Here is a 16,975-nt window from a genome sequence, read left to right as displayed (position 1 = left end):
ACCAATGAGAGATCGGACTTATTCCATACTCTGATGTCTTAACTATTCAAATTTAATTAACTATTTGAATCAGTAGTTGAAAATAAGGTATAAAAATGCGATGGCTACCTTTCCCATCGTATGAATTAGCAGTCCGCAAGTAGAGCGGCACTTTGAAGCTCTTTGAATATTTGTTTTTTCGTTCAGCCAACTGAATAGCGCTTCAATGGGTTCCCTGACAGATGAAACGGCTTGAGAATAAATGTCATCAGCGGCCTTGCTTCTCTGCTTCTCTTCTTCAGGAGCCCCTTTGATTGACTTGACGGGAGCGTAGAACTCATTGGCCTTATCGCGTCTTTCCTGCTCCCAGTAGTCATTGCTTCGGTATATCTTGTCAGCGAAGATCTTCTTGTTGAAAAGATCCGGCATGCATTCGCTCTGGAAGACCTTCAGGTCATTCTCGGAGGCAGGAGAGAGCGCTATCTGGCACGGATGAGGAAGATGCCCTTTCCTGCGATATCCTACCATGTGAAGCTTTAGTCCATGATAGTACAGGTTCTTGGTGGAACAGTATCCTTTGTCAGCGATATCTCTGGCGACCTTGCCTGTACGGTTTCTTCCGCAGCATGTGATTATCGGCATCGAGTCAACAATCACGGTATCATCCTGACAGTCAGAAGGCCTGAACATCCTTAATAACTGCGAGGACAGTTCCCTAACAGCACCGGCCATCCTGTTGAGACGGTAATTGAATGTCTGATAGGACACCAGGTTCGGGAACCAGTCGCGCAAGTACTCTTTAGCGAAGTTGTGAATATCCTTGATGAGGGTGTACTTCTGCTCATGACCGACAAAGAAATAAATCGTGAGGATTTCCTCGTCGGAGAACAACGGTTTCGAATTATTGCTGTATCTTTGGCAATGGTATTTGAGGCTTTGTTCGTACATATCGCAGATATACATATAGATTTTTATTAGTCTATACTCTTTGTCCTTGGGAATCATAACAAGCAAAAAATAGGGGTATTTTTTACTTTAAATTACTGATTTTCAAGGATTTTACAAGTATTTCCATCCCTTAATTTTCAAATATTTACAACTAATTCCGAGGCTTAAATGACCTCGGTTAAACTTATAAATCACAGCAGTTCAACTGCTGATTGGAATTAACTAATTACAAATATACAATGTGGGTAACAAGTGGCTTAACCTCCCCTGAAAAGGTCGGTTAGCCACCAAACATTAGCAACTTTACAAACTAAAAAGAATATGAGTGACCAAATAATTTTTGATGTTGACGGACTTATAGAAGCTCAAATCCGTCAGAGAGATAAAGACTACGCAAAAGTCTGTTGTCAGAACTTATTAAACTACGCATACGGAAAGGGGCTTTTGTGTGATAATCCATGTGATAATGAAGGAAACCTAATCATGCCTTCAATTATTAAGGAAAGTTCTTTAACAGAAATTGGTAAACATATTTTTGTTGAATTGCTATTTAAGTGGTTTGCATACACAGATAATGAAAGTGGAAAAATTGACAGAAAAAATAACATCAAAATGTTAGAGAAGTATTACAATCAACTTTTACAAAAGATTGATAGAAAATAGGTTGCTAACAAACAGATGAAACATTGAAGGCGGTTTATCTGCCGGACATTACTAACAAGGAAAAAATAATATGTGTCAATACAAATCAATATGCAATCCTATAATAGAGCTTACAACACTTTTACAGAGTTGTGGCTTCACAATAGAAAAACAAGAACTTAAAGATTGGCATTTCAATGAGTTTGAGATTGTGATGAAAGGAAAGAAATTACAACTTCCAATGATAGATATAGAAGGTATAGAACAACATAGCGACAATATATATTGTTGCAAATGTCATTGGTCTGTTGTAAAACTAATAATGAATTGACACAATAAAATGTTAGTAACAAGCGGCTTAACCTCCCCTGAAAGGTCGGTTAGCCACCAAACATTATCGTTTAATATGGTAAGTAGAAAAGAAACAGTAAAAAGTTGTTGTGTGAATATACTTGATGATGTAAAAAGAATATTAGCGCAACCTTTTGAATGTAGGAAGACTTCTCTTCCTGATGGTGCATTACATAATGTACAAAAAGAATTGGAAAATATGATTAATGCGATTGATAAAGATATTTACTCGTTTACACCAAGTTATGGCAAATATCTAATAGATTGTTGGCTTGGAGATGAATTAGTAGATAAACTTCTTGATGTTTCTTGTCAATATGAAAAACTAATTAAGTTGAAATAAACGATAGCATACGGATTAATCTTCCAAAGGTCGATTATCCAACAAACATTATCGGTCTAAAAATTAAAATATGGATAGTAAACTTCAATTATTCGCTAAAGTGTTATTAAAAGAACACTATGATGAATTTTTAGAAATGATTCAGTTGTTCAATATAGATAAGAGAACCTTTGTCCTTCAACATAGGAAAATGTTTGAAAAGGGATGGTACGATACAAGCTCTGAAGACAATGAATTTAGTGAAGTAGATATTATGCTTTGTTTTGCTATAGTTTCTCACAGAATGGCAGTTATTGATTGGAGTGGTGAAGAATATTCAGGGCAGGTTAAGCGTTCCATTACGATGATGTTAAAGAATTATGGGATAGAACGTTTCTTATGGAACACTAAAAAGTTTGAGGATTCTTTGGATTGGGACAAAATTCGCCGAGGTGACTATTTGCCTTTGTTGTTCCAAGCTATGAACAAGCAACTTAACAGAGGCGGTTATTCCATTGTGTTTTGTGATACAAAATCGGATTGTTTTCGTTATGCAATATTACCAACTGCCGAGTTTGTGCAATTTGAGAATACGGAATTAGATGATTATCTGACAATCATTAGTCCTAAGATTTACAATATATATCTTGCAGACAAGGGAAATGAATTGCCTAAAATTATGCTGTACTTAAAAAAGAAATTTTCTGTTCCACTAAGTGAAATCAAGGAATTTTGTTCAAGAGATAAAATTTTACTTGGAATAGGGAACTCTATAATTGTGGATGAATATCGAAAAGAAATTGAACAACTTGGAGGCAAGATTGAAACAGAAGAAATAGACCGATAACAAACAGCAAACCGATTGAATAAGCGGAACGCTGCCGAACATTAGCAACCCCAAAAAGATGAAAATGATTGGAGAAACTATAAGAACTGAATTTGAAGCATTGAAAAATGACTTTGAAACCATAAGGCAACAAATAGAAGACGATGTTGTCAGGACTGAGTTGTATAAGGGCGAGTTTTATGAACTTACTCCATATTCCTATCAGCGTAATGGTTGCAAACAAGGAAAACCTGTAAAGCGTCCTGATACAATAAAAAGCACCAAAAATCTTTGTATCTACGGATTTAATAACCAAAATCAAATCGTAGAAGTTAAGGTTGGTTGTTCTATTGAAAATCAGTTTTATCACACTTTCCTGTATTATACAGACAATCTTGTGAAAAGTATTCTATACGATAATGGAAAACATTTGATGAATGTATGCCATTACTTTTTTGAGGGCGGAAAGCTGAAACGGTCACAGTTATGTGGTAGGTATGGTTGCCGTGAAGAGAATTATATCTATAAAGAAAATGCTTTGACACATATTGAAGTCAAACAATATGATATTGAGGGTAATAGTGGTAATGATTTAATTCATATATTCCAATATCAAGACGATGGGGCTTTAGAAAGTATTACCAAATCATTTCCAAATGGATATTCTGAAATAATCTATAAAACGAAAAGAGGTTGCTAACAAGCGGCTTAACTACCCCTGAAAGGTCGGTTAGCCACCAAACATTAATATTAAAAGGAAACACTATGATACCTGATAAATTGAAAGATGATTTTAATTCATTGAGAAATATGTTTGATGAATTGAAAAGAGAAATTGATAAGAATGTTGTAAGGGAAGAGAATTACAAAGGTGAGTTCTACGAAATATCCCCTTATTCTTATCAAAGAAACAGGTTTAAGCAAGGGAAAATAGTTGGAAATGTAACTTCTCTCAAAACAACTAATAACCTATTTACTTATTATTTCGATGTAAAAAATCAAATTATAGAAATCCGAGAGGGCTTGGAACTTAAAAATCAATTCTATTACACCTTTTTCATTTATGAAAAGGAACTCATGAAAACTATTGCATATGATAATAGCAAACGTATTGTGAATGTCCGATATTATCTATATGGAAGTAATGGTAAAATAGAGAAAATGTATTCAAAGGGTTCTCGTGGAAGTAGAGAAGAAACATATTTTTATGAAAATGACCGCCTACAAAAAATAGTTATAAGACAATTTGATAGAAATGATATTGAACAGGATACGTTACAACATTCATTTGATTATAAGTCTAATGGAGAATTAAAATCTATTATTCTTTCGACAGAATTATATTCTGAAACAATCTATCAGGAAACATAAATTTAATATTAACAAGCCGGGATAACGGACTAACGCCGTTCCCCGTCAAACCATTATCAATTACAGTACGACAATATGAACTTTTACTTAATAGGTAGTTTAGAAGGATTTAACGATTTACGTTTTCCAAATGTGGAAGATTGGCAAAATTGTATGGGACATGCTGAAGGTTTACTAAAGCAGTGGAATCCTCCTGAGATGGAATATATATGGAAAAAAAGTAATAGACATAAACATTTTGATTTATCACAATTTTGTAATCCTCTATTAACTATTAGCGACAAAGCATTAAGTATTTTAGAAAATATTCTTATCAAAAATGGAGAAATTCTTGATATAAAGTCGCCAAAAGGTTTTTATTTTTTTCATTGTACCAATATAATAGATGCTTTGATTGAAAAAGAATCAGATATAGTGTGGTTAGATAAAGAAAGAGGATGGGTGAGTTGTATAAATAAATTTGTGTTGGATAAAAATAAAATCCAAGAGCAAACTATTTTCAGACTTCCGAATGTAAATTGTCGCTATACTTTTTATGGGGAGGAATTTAAGAACCTTGTATTGAAACATCATCTTCAAGGAATACATTTTGATAGATACGAAACTATTATTATAAAATGAATGATTGTTTTAAAGTTTGTAGTTAAAGTATTGATAACACGCACATCAATCACTTAAACAGTGATTATCTGCATCCTATTAAACATTAGAAAATGAGAACACCAATCATAATCCTGTTATTTGTAATCCTGCTTGCCGCAAGCTGCGGAGAGCCTCCCATGCCGCCGTCGGACGAGGAAATGATACGCCATTTCACCACGCACGAGGTGGCGTTCCGTAAGGTGTACGAAATCATGGCAGAGAGTTCAGAAGGTAGTTTTCACTACCCGCCGCTTTCTCCGGAAGAGGTCATTATACTTGATTCAACAGAACAAAGCGATACATTCCATAAAACGAATGACGAACAAGACATTCCGGTATATGGACTGTTGAAGCCGGAGCGAATCCTACTCGACTCCTTGTTATCAGAGATTGGATGCGGTTTTATCCTTGTTGATCGCAGGGAATGGGGAACGGCAGATTCGGTATATGTGAGCCTTGTTATGCCGTACTACTCCCACGGCATCGTGGATGCGGGAACGTCCAAGAGTTTCGTTTACGATCCCGGATTGAGAAGCCGTCGGAATATCCGTATCACCGAATATGGCGACCTGAACGAGATCTACCGCAGGACGTACAACGACACCACGCTTTACAAACCCATCAAGGGAAACTGGTACATCGAGTTAGACCATTCGATATAACGGCCCGGAGTTCGTATCAAAGCTTGTTTCACTTTTTGTCAAGAAGATACATCATAAAGCAGATAATGGCTATCGCAAGGAAAAATAACAGAACCGCAAGGAGTTCGTTAAACCTGCACTTGGCATAGTGAGACATCACTGCTTTGCCTCGCCATTTGTAAATCCTGCTGACGAGCGACATAACGGCAAATGTGACAATGCTAAAAACGACACATGGCAACAATGCCGACACACCTGGAAAAAGCCGGATAGTAACAGTCATCATAGGGAATATCAAAAGAGCGAAGATATAAATCGAGAGCATCATTTCGCCATCGACCCTGCCTGTTCGTCTTGCTTGTTCCAATTTCTCCCCCATCCACCAGAGGTAGTCCCAGAGATAGAACCGTTGCTTATTCTCCTGCCGTTTCATCATGCCCAATGTATAAATCCGAGGTGGAACATCAGCGCTACATTTGCCACGATCAGGGCGATAGCGATAAGAACTATTTTGGCGAGCTTCCTGCCGGGATGTTTCATCTTCCCGTAATGTTCACGGAGCGCTTCACGCCGTCCGGCTGTATAGCGTAGCTTGCAGAATAAATCGGGAAGAAAGCAGAGAGGAATCACTATGGCCAAACCAATCATCCAGCCGAAAAGGCGCAATATCGGCGGAACCCCAAGCGGTATGAGTAGGACGAAGAGCCAGCACCAAAACAGTAGCATACGTCCGTTGAGATTGGTACGCTCCCTTTCGTGCCATATCTCGGCTACATACCACATATAGTCGATGAAGCAGATCCGGTATTTGCGATTGTCCTTTTCCATACCGTTATCTCCATACAAAGAAACCAACCAATATAAGTATAATCAGAACGCTGACCAACACAATCTGAACCCTGCGGCGTGTTTCAGGCTTGCAATCGTCAAATAACCACAGTTTGCTGTTAAACTGCCAATGACACGCCCATTTCCAACGGAACAGCAACCCTGCAAGCCATAGGGCAAGCAACCCGACACCAAACAGCAACCCGTATTTCGGGTGAGCCTGCAACCACTCGAAAAACGCTTCCGCCTTGCTGTTCATTGCTTCGTATATATCGGTAACTGTCATACTTATAATTAAAAGGATTCCGAACACAAAAATAATGTTTTCTGTTCACATAATCACTACTTTATGCTCCAAAACACCGGCTGTGCGGTTATAAAACCAAGAAACAGCCCCCGTTAAGGTAACGGAGGGTGTTTGCGGGGGTGTTTGTGTTCATTTAGTTCTGTTCCGGCAGGAGCTTGCAAAGCACCGGGTCGTTCTTGATACGTTCCAGTTCCTCGGCGACGATGCGGCCGGCCTCTGCCTTGATACGTTCGTAGTTTTCCTGCACGACCTGTTTCATGTGATCCGTCCCGTTCTCGTCCGTGAAATCGGTAATTTGTGGTATCTTCTTGTACCGGGCCGTTTCCGCTTTCACTTTTTCGTTGTCCACGACAATCTCGCAGTGGAAAATCTTCTGCTCGATACGTTCGTCGAAATTGTCCGCCACGGCCCCGACGAACATTCCCTGCGTGAGCGTCGAGATCTTCGAGGCCGGGATCAGGCTGTCCAGCTGCGTGGATATGGATGTCGATTTGTCGCTGCGGCTCAACGTCATGCTCTGCCGCTTCTGCAATACCTTACCGAACCGTTCCGAGAGTGTCTTGGCCGTTTCACCTACGACCTGCCCGGAGAAGATGTTGCCCACCGTGTTCATCACGACGGCGGCCTCCTTGTCCCCGTAGTCCCTCTTCAACTGTGAAAAATCCTGGAAGCACAGCAGCACGGCGACCTTGTTGCTTCTGGCCGTGGCGATCAGGTTGTCGAGTCCCTTGAAGTAGATTGTCGGCAACTCGTCGATGATGATGCCCGATTTGAGCTGGCCTTTCTTATTTATGAGCTTGACAATCCGGGAATTATACAATCCCAAAGCCGCTCCGTAAATGTTTTGCCTGTCGGGATTGTTCCCCACGCAGAGTATCTTGGGATCGTCCGGGTTGTTGATGTCGAGCGTGAAATCGTCGCCCGACATGACCCAATATAGCTGGGGCGAAATCATGCGGGAAAGCGGAATTTTGGCCGATGCTATCTGGCCCTGGAGCTGGTCTTGAGCGCCTCCGAGCCAGGCATCCATAAAGGGGCTGAGGTAGTTTTCGAGTTCCGGGTAGGATGTCAGAATCGGGAAAATATCCTCGTACCGCTTGTTCAGGAACTCGATGGCGTGCGGGAAGGTACAATACCGCCCGTTGTCGTAGATGCGCAGGAACCAGATCACGGCCGCAAAAAGGATAATGGGGCTTTCCACAAAAAAATCGCCCTGCTTCTGCACCCAGCTTCGGTTCAGGTTGAGCATGATGGTATAGGCGCTCTCGTAGGCGTCCGAAATATCGGTCATGAAGTCCGGGTGAATGGGGTTACAGCGGTGCGAGCGGCGCGGGTCGTCGAAATTTATGACGTAGAAAGTCGGGATTTTCTTGTAACCTTTCTGGTGATTCAGCAGGTGGTTGTAAGCGATTTCCGAAAGATCGGGAAACTTGTAGTCATAGATGTATTGGGTATAGCCCTTTTCGATTTGCTGTTTAATGAACTGGTTTACAACACAATAACTCTTCCCGCTGCCCGGGCTTCCCATGCAGATGCAAGCCCTTTGCGGGTTTACGACATTGGCGAACCCGTTGTTCCACTGTTTGTTATAGTAAAATTTCGTCGGCAGATTTATGGAGTACTCGTTCTCGATCAGGCGTGTTTCCTGCTGGAATGATTCGTTCTCGTTGTTGAAAGGGTCATCCATGAGATTGTTCTTCAGCAGGCGGGACATCCACACGCCGCCCATCAAGAGGCAGATATACCCGGCCGATAGGGTCAGTATGTAGAAAGCCGCGTTCGCCATCGCCGTCAGCGGCAAGTCCAGCAGCCACCAGTTGAAGAAGAACAGCACGCCTCCCGTGGCCAGCGATGCCGTGATTTTCCGCCAGGTAATTTTCTCCTCTTTTACTCCTTTTGTCCCGAGGCATGAAAGGGCGAGGAACACGACGGCGAAAAGTTTCGTCCATAGTATATTCCGGAACAGCCCCGCGGTGCGGTCGAAGTTCAGCAGAATCCTATCGACCACGCCGATATTGATTCCCCATTCCCGTATCTGCCCGTAACAGAACCAGTAGATGTTGATAACCACGAACAAGATACTCAATGCCCGCATGAAATCCATTGTTTTTGCAAGACCCCGAAGGTCGTCTTCCTGTTGCATAACCGTAAAATTTAATAAATGAATGATAATTGAGATGTTATACTTTCCTCCGTCGTGAGGTATTCCGCTTCCGTTGCCCGTCCCGTCCGGCAGGCGCTTGTTTCGGGGACAAGTCCCTCGTGTTTTCCCCGGGATTCCGTTTCCCGCCGAAGCGCAGCTCGAAGGCGTTGGCCGAGTATGCCTTTCCCAGCCGTGATCCGTTCACGACCGTCCGTGTTTCGTGGTCAATGAACGTCACTCCCACGATGCGGCCGTTTTCGTTGCGTCGTATGTAGAGATCCACCCGGGCTCCCCGCAGGCGTTCGCGCAGTTCTTCCTCCGTGGGTTCTCCCCGAAGCGCTTTATCGACCCGGCCACGGATTTGCCTCCTCGTGTCGTCCTTCCCGAACCGTTCGGCGTTGCGCTCCATGTGCCGTTCCAGCCCGTCATACCCGACCTCTTTACCGAACAGTGAGGATTTGAGCGGCGCGGCCACTGCCTTGTCCCCGTTCTCGTCCAGCAGCGTGTAGAGCAATCCCCGGTAGGGGGTTCCGTTCCGCTCTCCCCGGACTTCCTCTATACCTATATTATATAAGGACAACAATGCCCGGAACTCGCCGAGGGTCTGGAAGCGGTATGTCGCCACGGCCGGTTTTATTACCGCTGCCACCTGGCGTTTCAGGTCGCCCCGCGTGTAATCGGCGGGGACGATCCCTTGCCCTTTCTCCCGCCTTCTCCCTTTGGCGGGATGCAGTCCGTACTCCCGTTCCAGTTCCTCGGTAACGGCCACGCTGCGTTCGTTGCGCCTGCTGTCGTTTATCTTGCGCCCGTCCTGGGCCACCTGCACCGACACGATATGGATATGCTCCCGTCCGATGTCGGTATGCTTGAATACGATATAAGGTTGTCCTCCCCAGCCCATGCGCTCCATGTAGGCCCCGGCTATCTCCGCGAGTTGCCCGTCGTCGAGGCGGTCTTCGGGAGCCGGGTTGAGCGACACGTGCACGACGGGTTTTTCCGTCCGGTAGTGCGAGGGCATCCAGCGCAGGAGGTCTTCTGCCGTCGCGGCCACGTTGAAGCGCCCATCCGCCGGCTCCCTCACGATGTGGGTCAGCAGCACCTTCCCGTCGCCCCGATCGACTTTCTCCTGGTTGTACGCCAGCGCGCCGTACACGTCTTTTCCGGTGGTGATATTGGCTACCATCGCTGTTTGAACTCTTCGGAGAGCGACACGACCTGCTGCCCGACGGCCGCCAGTTCACGTGTCGCTCTCTCCAGTTTATAGAGCAGCGCGAGTGTTTTCTTCTCGGAAAAATGCGCGTGCAGCTCCTTCACCACCTGGTTGTAATTCGTTCCCACGGCACGGAATTGGGCGTGGAAAGCGGTCAGCTTCGCCACGTATTCGAGCGTTCCCCGGTCGGTCTTTACCACCCGGAACGCCTCGTTGAACACTCTCGCTTTGATAAAAGCGGCTTTGGACAATAGCCCGGACTGCTCGTAAAGGTCGAGGAAACGGGCATGTTCCACGGCTGAAAAGTTTACCGAAAAGCGGTAAACGGCCGGGTCGTTTTTCGCGGGTCGTCCCCCTTTGCCCCCTCGGGGCTTTCTGTTCTTTTCCATCGCATCGAAATTTTAAGGAGAGGCCAGGGCCCCACCGGTTCCTGAAAATTCCGATCCCTTCGCGGCTTGCCGCCCTTCTGAAAAGCACCGACTCCGGAGGTGCTTTCTCCCCCTTGCGGGCAAGCTGTTTTCTGCTGCAAAACGAGAATCGTGCAGCAGAAAACACAGCTTGCTATTTGCCCTTTGCAAATACCTTCTGCCCGCTCGCGGACAGAACATTGAAAGAGCCGCCGTAAAACGGGGCAAGGACGGCTTCATTAGCGTCGGGATCGTTCACGAGGCAAAGATACCGACCTATTCAATCGCTTGTACTACAAGTGATTACGCCACTTGCGTCCACTTTGATGCCACACGCGGCCATAGCGGAAAAAGAGCATACAACCCGTGTTTTTAAGGGTTTACTTTGCACGTGAGAACGGATACGGGCAATGACACATCCTCCTGTCCGCACACGTGCGGACGGATGCAGAAAACACCGTGTGCAGAGGAAAAAGCGGGTCTTTGTCCGGATAAGCAAATGCGGTTGCGCATGAGTATAAAATCGGACACGCGCCCATGCACCGGCATACCGGCGTAACAGCCTGCCAGCGCACCAGCATATATGCGTGCCGGCATACCTGCATAAAATCTCATGCCGTCACTTGCCCGGATACGTGAAGAGATGAACGATTACCCGATTGTATAACTAAAAACGCATGGAACAATGAAAGAGAAAACGAAATTCGTGGCCTTCTCCACCCAGAAAGGCGGAGCGGGTAAAACCACCCTCACGGTGCTGGCAGCTTCTTACCTGCACTATGTAAAGGGTTTCAATGTCGCGGTCATCGACTGCGATTATCCCCAACACTCCATCGTGGAGATGCGGGAACGTGACCTGAAGCTTGCCCTCGAAGACGAACATTACAAGAGGTTAGCTTACGAACAATTCACCCGGCTTCAAAAGAAAGCCTATCCCGTCGTGGAAAGCAACACGAAAGAGGCGTTGGCCGATGCCGACTACCTCCTGCCGCAAGGTGATTTCGATTATGTGTTCTTCGACCTTCCCGGTACGATCAATAACGAGGATCTGATTCATTCCCTGGCCGGAATGGATTATCTCGTCGCCCCGATCAGTGCCGACCGGGTTGTCATGGAAAGCACCCTGAATTACGCGGTTGTGGTAAAAGAGCATATCATGGGCCGCGAGAAGTCCCGGATGAAAGGGCTGTATATGCTATGGAACATGGTGGACGGACGTGAAAAAACAGAGTTATATCAGGTTTACGAGGCGGTAATGAAAGAGCTGGATCTTCCTGTTCTGAAGACCTTCCTGCCTGACACCAAGCGTTTTCGTCGTGAGCAGAACGCCAGCCGTCGCTCTGTCTTCCGCTCCACGCTCTTCCCGGCAGACCGTTCTTTGATCCGGGGCAGCAACCTGGATAAACTCGTGGATGAATTGATCGAACTGTTAAAGTAGGATCTCATGAGCGGAAAAGAACATGACGACGGTTTGGACGCTTCCTTCATCATCAGCCAGGCCAAAAGCCGAAACCGGCCATTACATCCTTACACGCCGGAAAAAGAGGAGGAGGCATCGGCTCTATCGGAACCGTCCGGCGAGGCCGCCTCCTCGTCGGCTACGAAAGAGGAGGGACGCCGCCGAAGAGGGAAAGGCCAGGATTACGAGCGTCTTTTTATCCGGAACGCCCCCTCCAATACCCGAAGCGGCAAAACGGTGTATATCCGCAAGGAGTTTCACGAGCGTATAACCCGGATAGTGCAGGTTATCGGTAAGAACGAACTCTCGCTGTATAGCTACCTGGACAATGTGCTGGAGCAGCATTTCGCGACCTATCAGGAGGAAATTTCGGAACTCTACAAGAAACGGAACTCCGATATTTTTTAGTTATGAACCCAATATTTACAACCCATTAAAAACAATCCATCATGTCAGACAAAGCAATTATTTTATCTGTTATCCTGGCGGCCGTCCTTTGCGTCGCCGTGCCCTTCATCTTCCGCGTGTGCCGCTACCGGCGCAGGATGAAAACCCTTATCGTCCCCGACGGCCCTTCGGGGGAGGTCGCCGTGGGGACTGTCCCCACCCCCGAGGCCGAGTACCTGGCCCGTTACATCTGCCTGCTGCGGCTGCCTTTCGCCGGTAACAAGCACGTGAAGATACGTCCGTCGTATCACGAGCGTATCCGCGAGATCACCCGTGTCATCGGTCGTGGCGACGTGACGATCACGGCCTACGTGGACAAGGTTCTCAAGGCGCACCTGGACGATAACCGGGAAACCATCGAGCGGCTTTTCGAGGAGCGTGAGGCCGTGGCCTCCCGGCAACCCAAAGCGGAGGAGCGATGAACGGGGCGTTGTGGCTGCTGCCCCTCTTTGCCGTGGGGTATGCCTTGTGGGCGTTTTTCCGCCTGCGGCGGATGGAACGTAACGAACCGGCAGACGGGATCGTTGCCGAAGACACGCCCTGCCGGCAGGAGATCATCGGCAGGAGCCGCTTTGTCCTCGACTTGCGCCACTCCCGGCCACAAGCTGCCGTAGAATCTGAAACTGAAAAAGTTACGGAAAAAGCCGATATATTTGTGCCCACGAATGTACCCGAACACCCCCGGCAGATTCCGCCGGAAGACCTGGATGAAGTGTTCGGTGTCGCTCCCGAGGGGGAGCCTAACGAACCTCTGGAAATCGACTTTCCGCTGTACGATGAATCTTTCCCGGATGCGGACGCGGAGGAGCCGGATTATGACGAGGATGAAGACGACACCGAAGAGCTGCCCCTTTTGGGCCGCTCGCTTGCCCAGGGGGTTAGTTTTGAACAGATGGGCGAAGCCTACCGCCACGTGGTACACGATCCACCTTCAACAGACGAGCAAAGGGAGGAAACGGGACGTGTCCTCCTGGGCCTGAAACAGACCGACATGTTCGAGGTCATCGTTTCGGGCTGCCCCGACGGGAACGACAGGGTAAAATCCCTGATCGACACCTACCTCTCGGCTTTTCACCGGCGTATGTCCGAGAGGTCTGCGGAAAGCCCATCTCCGCAGGGTTCGGTTCCCACGGGTTTCGACGTCCGTGAGTTTGTTTAACCCCATAATGACATCACGATGAAAGAAAAAGACTACGGGTAGCGCGTGAGGCTATCCTCGAACCACTGAAAAAAAACGAATCAAGAAGTTTAACCCGGTGCGGGGCCTATCCATCCCCGCGCCACAATTCAAACATTATCGAGTTATGAGAAAGAACAAGATTCTTCTTCCGGCGGCATTTCTCTTTGCCGCCATCTCCTCCGCTTTCGCGCAGGGCAACGGCATCGCCGGCATTACGGAGGCTACCAACATGGTAACCAGCTACTTCGACCCCGGCACGAAACTCGTGTACGCTGTGGGGGCTGTGGTCGGCCTTATCGGGGGCATCAAGGTCTATAACAAGTTTTCGAGCGGCGACCCCGACACGTCGAAGACCGCCGCGAGCTGGTTCGGCGCGTGTATTTTCCTGATTGTCGCCGCGACGATCCTACGCTCTTTCTTCTTGTAGTCCAACCTGTCATGCAAATAATTATGGAATATGGAATCAACAAGGGAATCGGCAAGAGCGTGGAGTTCCGGGGCCTGAAGGCGCAGTACCTCTTCATCTTCGCGGGCGGCCTGCTGGCCGTCTTCGTGGTGTTCGTCATCCTCTACATGGCAGGGGTCGATCAGTGGGTATGTATCGCTTTCGGCGTTGCGGCGGCTTCGGTGCTGGTCTGGCTTACCTTCCGCCTGAACACCCGTTACGGGGAACACGGGCTGATGAAGCTGCTCGCCGCGCGCCGGCATCCCCGCTACCTGCTCAACCGCAAGTCCCTGCGCCGGTTGCTGAAAAGAAAGGGGGGCCGCGTATGAGAAACCTCTTGAAAGCCACCACGCTGGAAAGCAAGTTCCCGCTCCTGGCCGTGGAAGGCGGTTGTATCATCAGCAAGGACGCGGACATAACGGTCGTCTATCGGGTCGAACTCCCGGAGCTGTTCACCGTCACGTCCGCCGAGTACGAGGCGATCCACGCCGCCTGGTGCAAGGCCCTGAAGGTCTTGCCCGAATACAGCGTGGTACACAAGCAGGACTGGTTCATCCGCGAGCGTTACCGCCCGGCCACGGGCGAGGGGGACATGAGTTTCCTCTCCCGCAGTTACGAGCGGCATTTCAACGAGCGTCCGTTCCTGACCCACGCCTGCTTCCTCTACCTGACGAAAACGACGAGGGAGCGTATGCACATGCGTTCAGACTTCTCGACCCTCTGCCGGGGCAACATCATTCCCAAAGAGGTAAACCGGGAATCGGCGACAAAATTCCTGGAGGCGGCGGAACAGTTCGAGCGTATTCTGAACGATTCGGGTTTCTTGGCCCTTGTCCGCCTCACGGGGGACGAGATCACGGGTACGGCGGATTGTCCGGGCCTGCTGGAGCGGTACTTTTCCCTCTCGCTCTCGGAGACGACTTCTCTTCAGGACATCGAGCTGGGGGCCGAGGTTCTGCGCGTGGGCAACAAACGGGTGTGCCTGCACACGCTCTCGGACACGGAAGACCTGCCGGGGCGCGTGGGTACGGACACCCGTTACGAGCGTCTTTCCACCGACCGTTCGGACTGCCTGCTCTCGTTCGCGGCCCCCGTGGGGCTTCTGCTTTCCTGCGACCACCTTTACAACCAGTACGTGTTCCTGGAAGACAGCGACGAAAACCTGCGTATGTTCGAGAAACGTGCGCGTAACATGCAGTCCCTTTCCCGCTACTCCCGCGGGAACCAGATAAACAAGGAGTGGATCGACCAGTATCTCAACGAGGCGCACTCGTTCGGTCTTCAATCCGTCCGGGCCCATTTCAACGTGCTGGCCTGGTCGGACGACGTGCAGGAGCTCCGGCATATCCGCAATGATGTGGGCAGCCAGCTCGCTCTGATGGAGTGCCGCCCGCGCCACAACACCGTGGATGCCGCCACGCTCTACTGGGCGGGTATGCCGGGTAATGCGGGGGATTTCCCCGCCGAGGAATCGTTCTACACGTTCATCGAGCCCGCGGTCTGTTTCTTCACGGAGGAAACCAACTATAAATCCTCGTCCAGTCCTTTCGGCATCAAGCTGTGCGACCGCATAAGCGGCAGGCCCCTGCACCTGGACATCTCGGACGAACCGATGAAAAAAGGGATCATTACCAACAGGAATAAATTCGTGTTAGGCGGCTCGGGGTCAGGCAAGTCATTCTTTATGAATCATTTAGTCCGCCAATACTGGGAGCAGGGCACGCATGTCGTGCTGGTGGATACCGGTAACAGCTACCAGGGTCTTTGCGAGCTGATCCGGCGTAAGACCAAAGGTGAGGACGGCGTGTATTTTACCTATACCGAGGAACATCCCATCAGTTTCAACCCGTTCTACACCGACGACTACTATTTCGACGTGGAGAAGAAGGACAGCATCAAGACGCTGCTGCTGACACTCTGGAAAACCGAGGACGACAAGATCACGAAGACCGAGAGCGGCGAGCTGGGCAGTGCCGTGAACGCCTATATCGAGCGTATCCGCGCCGACCGGAATATCGTGCCGTGTTTTGACAGTTTCTACGAGTACCTGCGGGACGACTACCGCCGCGAGCTGGAGGAGCGGGAGATCCGGGTCAGCCGCGAGGATTTCAACATCGACAACATGCTCATCACCCTGCGGCAGTATTATAAGGGCGGACGCTACGACTTCCTTCTGAACTCCCGGGCCAACATCGACCTGCTCTCGAAGCGCTTCGTGGTCTTCGAGGTGGATTCCATCAAGGAAAACAAGGAGCTTTTTCCCGTGGTCACCATCATCATCATGGAGGCTTTCATAAACAAGATGAGACGGCTCAAGGGGGTACGCAAACAGCTCATCGTCGAGGAGGCCTGGAAGGCGCTCTCTACGGCCAATATGGCTGAATATCTGCGTTATATGTATAAAACCGTCCGCAAATACTACGGTGAGGCCATCGTTGTGACGCAGGAGGTCGAGGACATCATTTCCAGCCCGGTGGTCAAGGAGGCGATCATCAACAACTCGGACTGCAAGATCCTGCTCGACCAGCGCAAGTTCATGAACCGTTTCGACGCGATTCAGTCCTTGTTGGGGCTGACCGACAAGGAGAAGGCGCAGATTCTCTCGATCAACCAGTCCAACGACCCTTCCCGTAAATACAAGGAGGTCTGGATCGGTCTGGGCGGCGTTCAGTCGGCGGTCTATGCCACGGAGGTCAGCGTCCCGGAGTACCTGGCCTACACGACCGAGGAAACGGAGAAAGTGGAGGTACAGCGGCTTGCCGGGGAGCTGGGCGGTGATATGGAACTGGCGATCAGGCAGCTCGCCGAGGGCAAACGTTAAAGGGAG

Annotated in this window: 21 protein-coding genes; 14 read left to right on the top strand and 7 right to left on the bottom strand. The window is 48.3% G+C overall.

What is annotated here, in order from left to right; all coding sequences use genetic code 11:
- Positions 1-69: 69 nt before the first annotated feature.
- Complete coding sequence (locus tag K6V26_RS24825; protein ID WP_118132253.1) at positions 70-942, bottom strand: transposase; 873 nt, start codon at positions 940-942, stop codon at positions 70-72.
- Between the two features lie 306 nt (positions 943-1,248).
- Between K6V26_RS24825 and K6V26_RS24820 the strand changes: the two genes are divergently transcribed.
- The 7 genes from K6V26_RS24820 to K6V26_RS24790 all read left to right on the top strand — a co-directional run bounded on the left by K6V26_RS24820 (position 1,249) and on the right by K6V26_RS24790 (position 5,743).
- Positions 1,249-1,590, top strand: a complete 342-nt coding sequence (locus K6V26_RS24820) for a hypothetical protein (RefSeq protein WP_004295473.1) — start codon at positions 1,249-1,251, stop codon at positions 1,588-1,590.
- Positions 1,591-2,011: 421 nt separating this feature from the next.
- Positions 2,012-2,263 (top strand): hypothetical protein, encoded by a 252-nt coding sequence (locus K6V26_RS24815; protein WP_004319180.1) that lies wholly within the window; start codon positions 2,012-2,014, stop codon positions 2,261-2,263.
- A 70-nt stretch (positions 2,264-2,333) separates the two neighbouring features.
- Positions 2,334-3,089, top strand: coding sequence for a DUF6630 family protein (locus tag K6V26_RS24810; protein WP_004295472.1), 756 nt, complete (start codon positions 2,334-2,336; stop codon positions 3,087-3,089).
- 58 nt (positions 3,090-3,147) lie between these two features.
- On the top strand, positions 3,148-3,768 hold the full coding sequence (locus tag K6V26_RS24805) for a hypothetical protein (RefSeq protein ID WP_004295471.1): 621 nt from the start codon (positions 3,148-3,150) through the stop codon (positions 3,766-3,768).
- 65 nt (positions 3,769-3,833) lie between these two features.
- Positions 3,834-4,439 (top strand): hypothetical protein, encoded by a 606-nt coding sequence (locus K6V26_RS24800; protein ID WP_004295470.1) that lies wholly within the window; start codon positions 3,834-3,836, stop codon positions 4,437-4,439.
- 75 nt (positions 4,440-4,514) lie between these two features.
- Complete coding sequence (locus tag K6V26_RS24795) at positions 4,515-5,060, top strand: imm11 family protein (RefSeq protein ID WP_004295469.1); 546 nt, start codon at positions 4,515-4,517, stop codon at positions 5,058-5,060.
- Between the two features lie 92 nt (positions 5,061-5,152).
- On the top strand, positions 5,153-5,743 hold the full coding sequence (locus tag K6V26_RS24790; protein ID WP_004295468.1) for a DUF4948 family protein: 591 nt from the start codon (positions 5,153-5,155) through the stop codon (positions 5,741-5,743).
- Between the two features lie 28 nt (positions 5,744-5,771).
- Here the strand turns inward: K6V26_RS24790 and K6V26_RS24785 are convergent, their stop codons facing one another.
- From K6V26_RS24785 to mobA, 6 genes are all read right to left on the bottom strand, one after another.
- Positions 5,772-6,158: a hypothetical protein gene (locus K6V26_RS24785; RefSeq protein ID WP_004295467.1), complete on the bottom strand. Its 387-nt coding sequence runs from the start codon at positions 6,156-6,158 to the stop codon at positions 5,772-5,774.
- Positions 6,155-6,550 (bottom strand): hypothetical protein, encoded by a 396-nt coding sequence (locus K6V26_RS24780; protein WP_004295466.1) that lies wholly within the window; start codon positions 6,548-6,550, stop codon positions 6,155-6,157. The genes K6V26_RS24785 and K6V26_RS24780 overlap by 4 nt, the downstream gene beginning before the upstream one ends.
- A 4-nt stretch (positions 6,551-6,554) precedes the next feature.
- Positions 6,555-6,836 (bottom strand): Imm17 family immunity protein, encoded by a 282-nt coding sequence (locus K6V26_RS24775; protein ID WP_004295465.1) that lies wholly within the window; start codon positions 6,834-6,836, stop codon positions 6,555-6,557.
- A 154-nt stretch (positions 6,837-6,990) separates the two neighbouring features.
- On the bottom strand, positions 6,991-9,000 hold the full coding sequence (mobC, locus tag K6V26_RS24770; protein WP_004319168.1) for a conjugal transfer protein MobC: 2,010 nt from the start codon (positions 8,998-9,000) through the stop codon (positions 6,991-6,993).
- 37 nt (positions 9,001-9,037) lie between these two features.
- Positions 9,038-10,183 carry a conjugal transfer protein MobB gene (gene mobB / locus K6V26_RS24765; RefSeq protein ID WP_004319166.1) on the bottom strand — a complete coding sequence of 382 codons (1,146 nt, stop codon included), beginning with the start codon at positions 10,181-10,183 and terminating at the stop codon, positions 9,038-9,040.
- A complete protein-coding gene (mobA, locus tag K6V26_RS24760) occupies positions 10,177-10,599 on the bottom strand; it encodes a conjugal transfer protein MobA (RefSeq protein ID WP_004295462.1) in 423 nt (140 codons plus the stop codon). The genes mobB and mobA overlap by 7 nt, the downstream gene beginning before the upstream one ends.
- A gap of 703 nt (positions 10,600-11,302) precedes the next feature.
- Between mobA and K6V26_RS24755 the strand changes: the two genes are divergently transcribed.
- The 7 genes from K6V26_RS24755 to K6V26_RS24725 all read left to right on the top strand — a co-directional run bounded on the left by K6V26_RS24755 (position 11,303) and on the right by K6V26_RS24725 (position 16,969).
- The gene (locus K6V26_RS24755; RefSeq protein WP_007559008.1) at positions 11,303-12,055 is read left to right on the top strand and encodes a ParA family protein; all 753 of its coding nucleotides are present in this window, start codon (positions 11,303-11,305) and stop codon (positions 12,053-12,055) included.
- Between the two features lie 6 nt (positions 12,056-12,061).
- Positions 12,062-12,484, top strand: coding sequence for a DUF3408 domain-containing protein (locus K6V26_RS24750; protein WP_004295459.1), 423 nt, complete (start codon positions 12,062-12,064; stop codon positions 12,482-12,484).
- Between the two features lie 41 nt (positions 12,485-12,525).
- Positions 12,526-12,945 carry a DUF3408 domain-containing protein gene (locus K6V26_RS24745; protein WP_004295458.1) on the top strand — a complete coding sequence of 140 codons (420 nt, stop codon included), beginning with the start codon at positions 12,526-12,528 and terminating at the stop codon, positions 12,943-12,945.
- The gene (locus K6V26_RS24740; protein ID WP_007559012.1) at positions 12,942-13,682 is read left to right on the top strand and encodes a hypothetical protein; all 741 of its coding nucleotides are present in this window, start codon (positions 12,942-12,944) and stop codon (positions 13,680-13,682) included. The genes K6V26_RS24745 and K6V26_RS24740 overlap by 4 nt, the downstream gene beginning before the upstream one ends.
- A gap of 145 nt (positions 13,683-13,827) precedes the next feature.
- Positions 13,828-14,130: a DUF4134 domain-containing protein gene (locus K6V26_RS24735; protein ID WP_004319158.1), complete on the top strand. Its 303-nt coding sequence runs from the start codon at positions 13,828-13,830 to the stop codon at positions 14,128-14,130.
- Between the two features lie 20 nt (positions 14,131-14,150).
- On the top strand, positions 14,151-14,477 hold the full coding sequence (locus K6V26_RS24730) for a DUF4133 domain-containing protein (protein ID WP_029429442.1): 327 nt from the start codon (positions 14,151-14,153) through the stop codon (positions 14,475-14,477).
- Positions 14,474-16,969 (top strand): TraG family conjugative transposon ATPase, encoded by a 2,496-nt coding sequence (locus K6V26_RS24725; protein WP_007559015.1) that lies wholly within the window; start codon positions 14,474-14,476, stop codon positions 16,967-16,969. Before K6V26_RS24730 ends, K6V26_RS24725 begins: the two co-directional genes overlap by 4 nt.
- Positions 16,970-16,975 lie beyond the last annotated feature (6 nt).

Origin of the sequence: Parabacteroides goldsteinii (assembly GCF_020091425.1) — a bacterium.
GTDB classification, from domain to species: Bacteria; Bacteroidota; Bacteroidia; order Bacteroidales; family Tannerellaceae; genus Parabacteroides; species Parabacteroides goldsteinii.
This window is presented reverse-complemented; position numbering and strand designations above follow the sequence as displayed.

Coding starts and splice junctions, on each gene's coding strand:
- K6V26_RS24775 (WP_004295465.1), bottom strand. CDS start 6,836: ATGACAGTTACCGATATATACGAAGCAATGAACAGCAAGGCGGAAGCG.
- K6V26_RS24740 (WP_007559012.1), top strand. CDS start 12,942: ATGAACGGGGCGTTGTGGCTGCTGCCCCTCTTTGCCGTGGGGTATGCC.
- K6V26_RS24750 (WP_004295459.1), top strand. CDS start 12,062: ATGAGCGGAAAAGAACATGACGACGGTTTGGACGCTTCCTTCATCATC.
- K6V26_RS24735 (WP_004319158.1), top strand. CDS start 13,828: ATGAGAAAGAACAAGATTCTTCTTCCGGCGGCATTTCTCTTTGCCGCC.
- K6V26_RS24825 (WP_118132253.1), bottom strand. CDS start 942: ATGTATATCTGCGATATGTACGAACAAAGCCTCAAATACCATTGCCAA.
- mobC (WP_004319168.1), bottom strand. CDS start 9,000: ATGCAACAGGAAGACGACCTTCGGGGTCTTGCAAAAACAATGGATTTC.
- K6V26_RS24820 (WP_004295473.1), top strand. CDS start 1,249: ATGAGTGACCAAATAATTTTTGATGTTGACGGACTTATAGAAGCTCAA.
- mobA (WP_004295462.1), bottom strand. CDS start 10,599: ATGGAAAAGAACAGAAAGCCCCGAGGGGGCAAAGGGGGACGACCCGCG.
- K6V26_RS24790 (WP_004295468.1), top strand. CDS start 5,153: ATGAGAACACCAATCATAATCCTGTTATTTGTAATCCTGCTTGCCGCA.
- K6V26_RS24725 (WP_007559015.1), top strand. CDS start 14,474: ATGAGAAACCTCTTGAAAGCCACCACGCTGGAAAGCAAGTTCCCGCTC.
- K6V26_RS24800 (WP_004295470.1), top strand. CDS start 3,834: ATGATACCTGATAAATTGAAAGATGATTTTAATTCATTGAGAAATATG.
- mobB (WP_004319166.1), bottom strand. CDS start 10,183: ATGGTAGCCAATATCACCACCGGAAAAGACGTGTACGGCGCGCTGGCG.
- K6V26_RS24795 (WP_004295469.1), top strand. CDS start 4,515: ATGAACTTTTACTTAATAGGTAGTTTAGAAGGATTTAACGATTTACGT.
- K6V26_RS24810 (WP_004295472.1), top strand. CDS start 2,334: ATGGATAGTAAACTTCAATTATTCGCTAAAGTGTTATTAAAAGAACAC.
- K6V26_RS24745 (WP_004295458.1), top strand. CDS start 12,526: ATGTCAGACAAAGCAATTATTTTATCTGTTATCCTGGCGGCCGTCCTT.
- K6V26_RS24755 (WP_007559008.1), top strand. CDS start 11,303: ATGAAAGAGAAAACGAAATTCGTGGCCTTCTCCACCCAGAAAGGCGGA.
- K6V26_RS24780 (WP_004295466.1), bottom strand. CDS start 6,550: ATGGAAAAGGACAATCGCAAATACCGGATCTGCTTCATCGACTATATG.
- K6V26_RS24785 (WP_004295467.1), bottom strand. CDS start 6,158: ATGATGAAACGGCAGGAGAATAAGCAACGGTTCTATCTCTGGGACTAC.
- K6V26_RS24805 (WP_004295471.1), top strand. CDS start 3,148: ATGAAAATGATTGGAGAAACTATAAGAACTGAATTTGAAGCATTGAAA.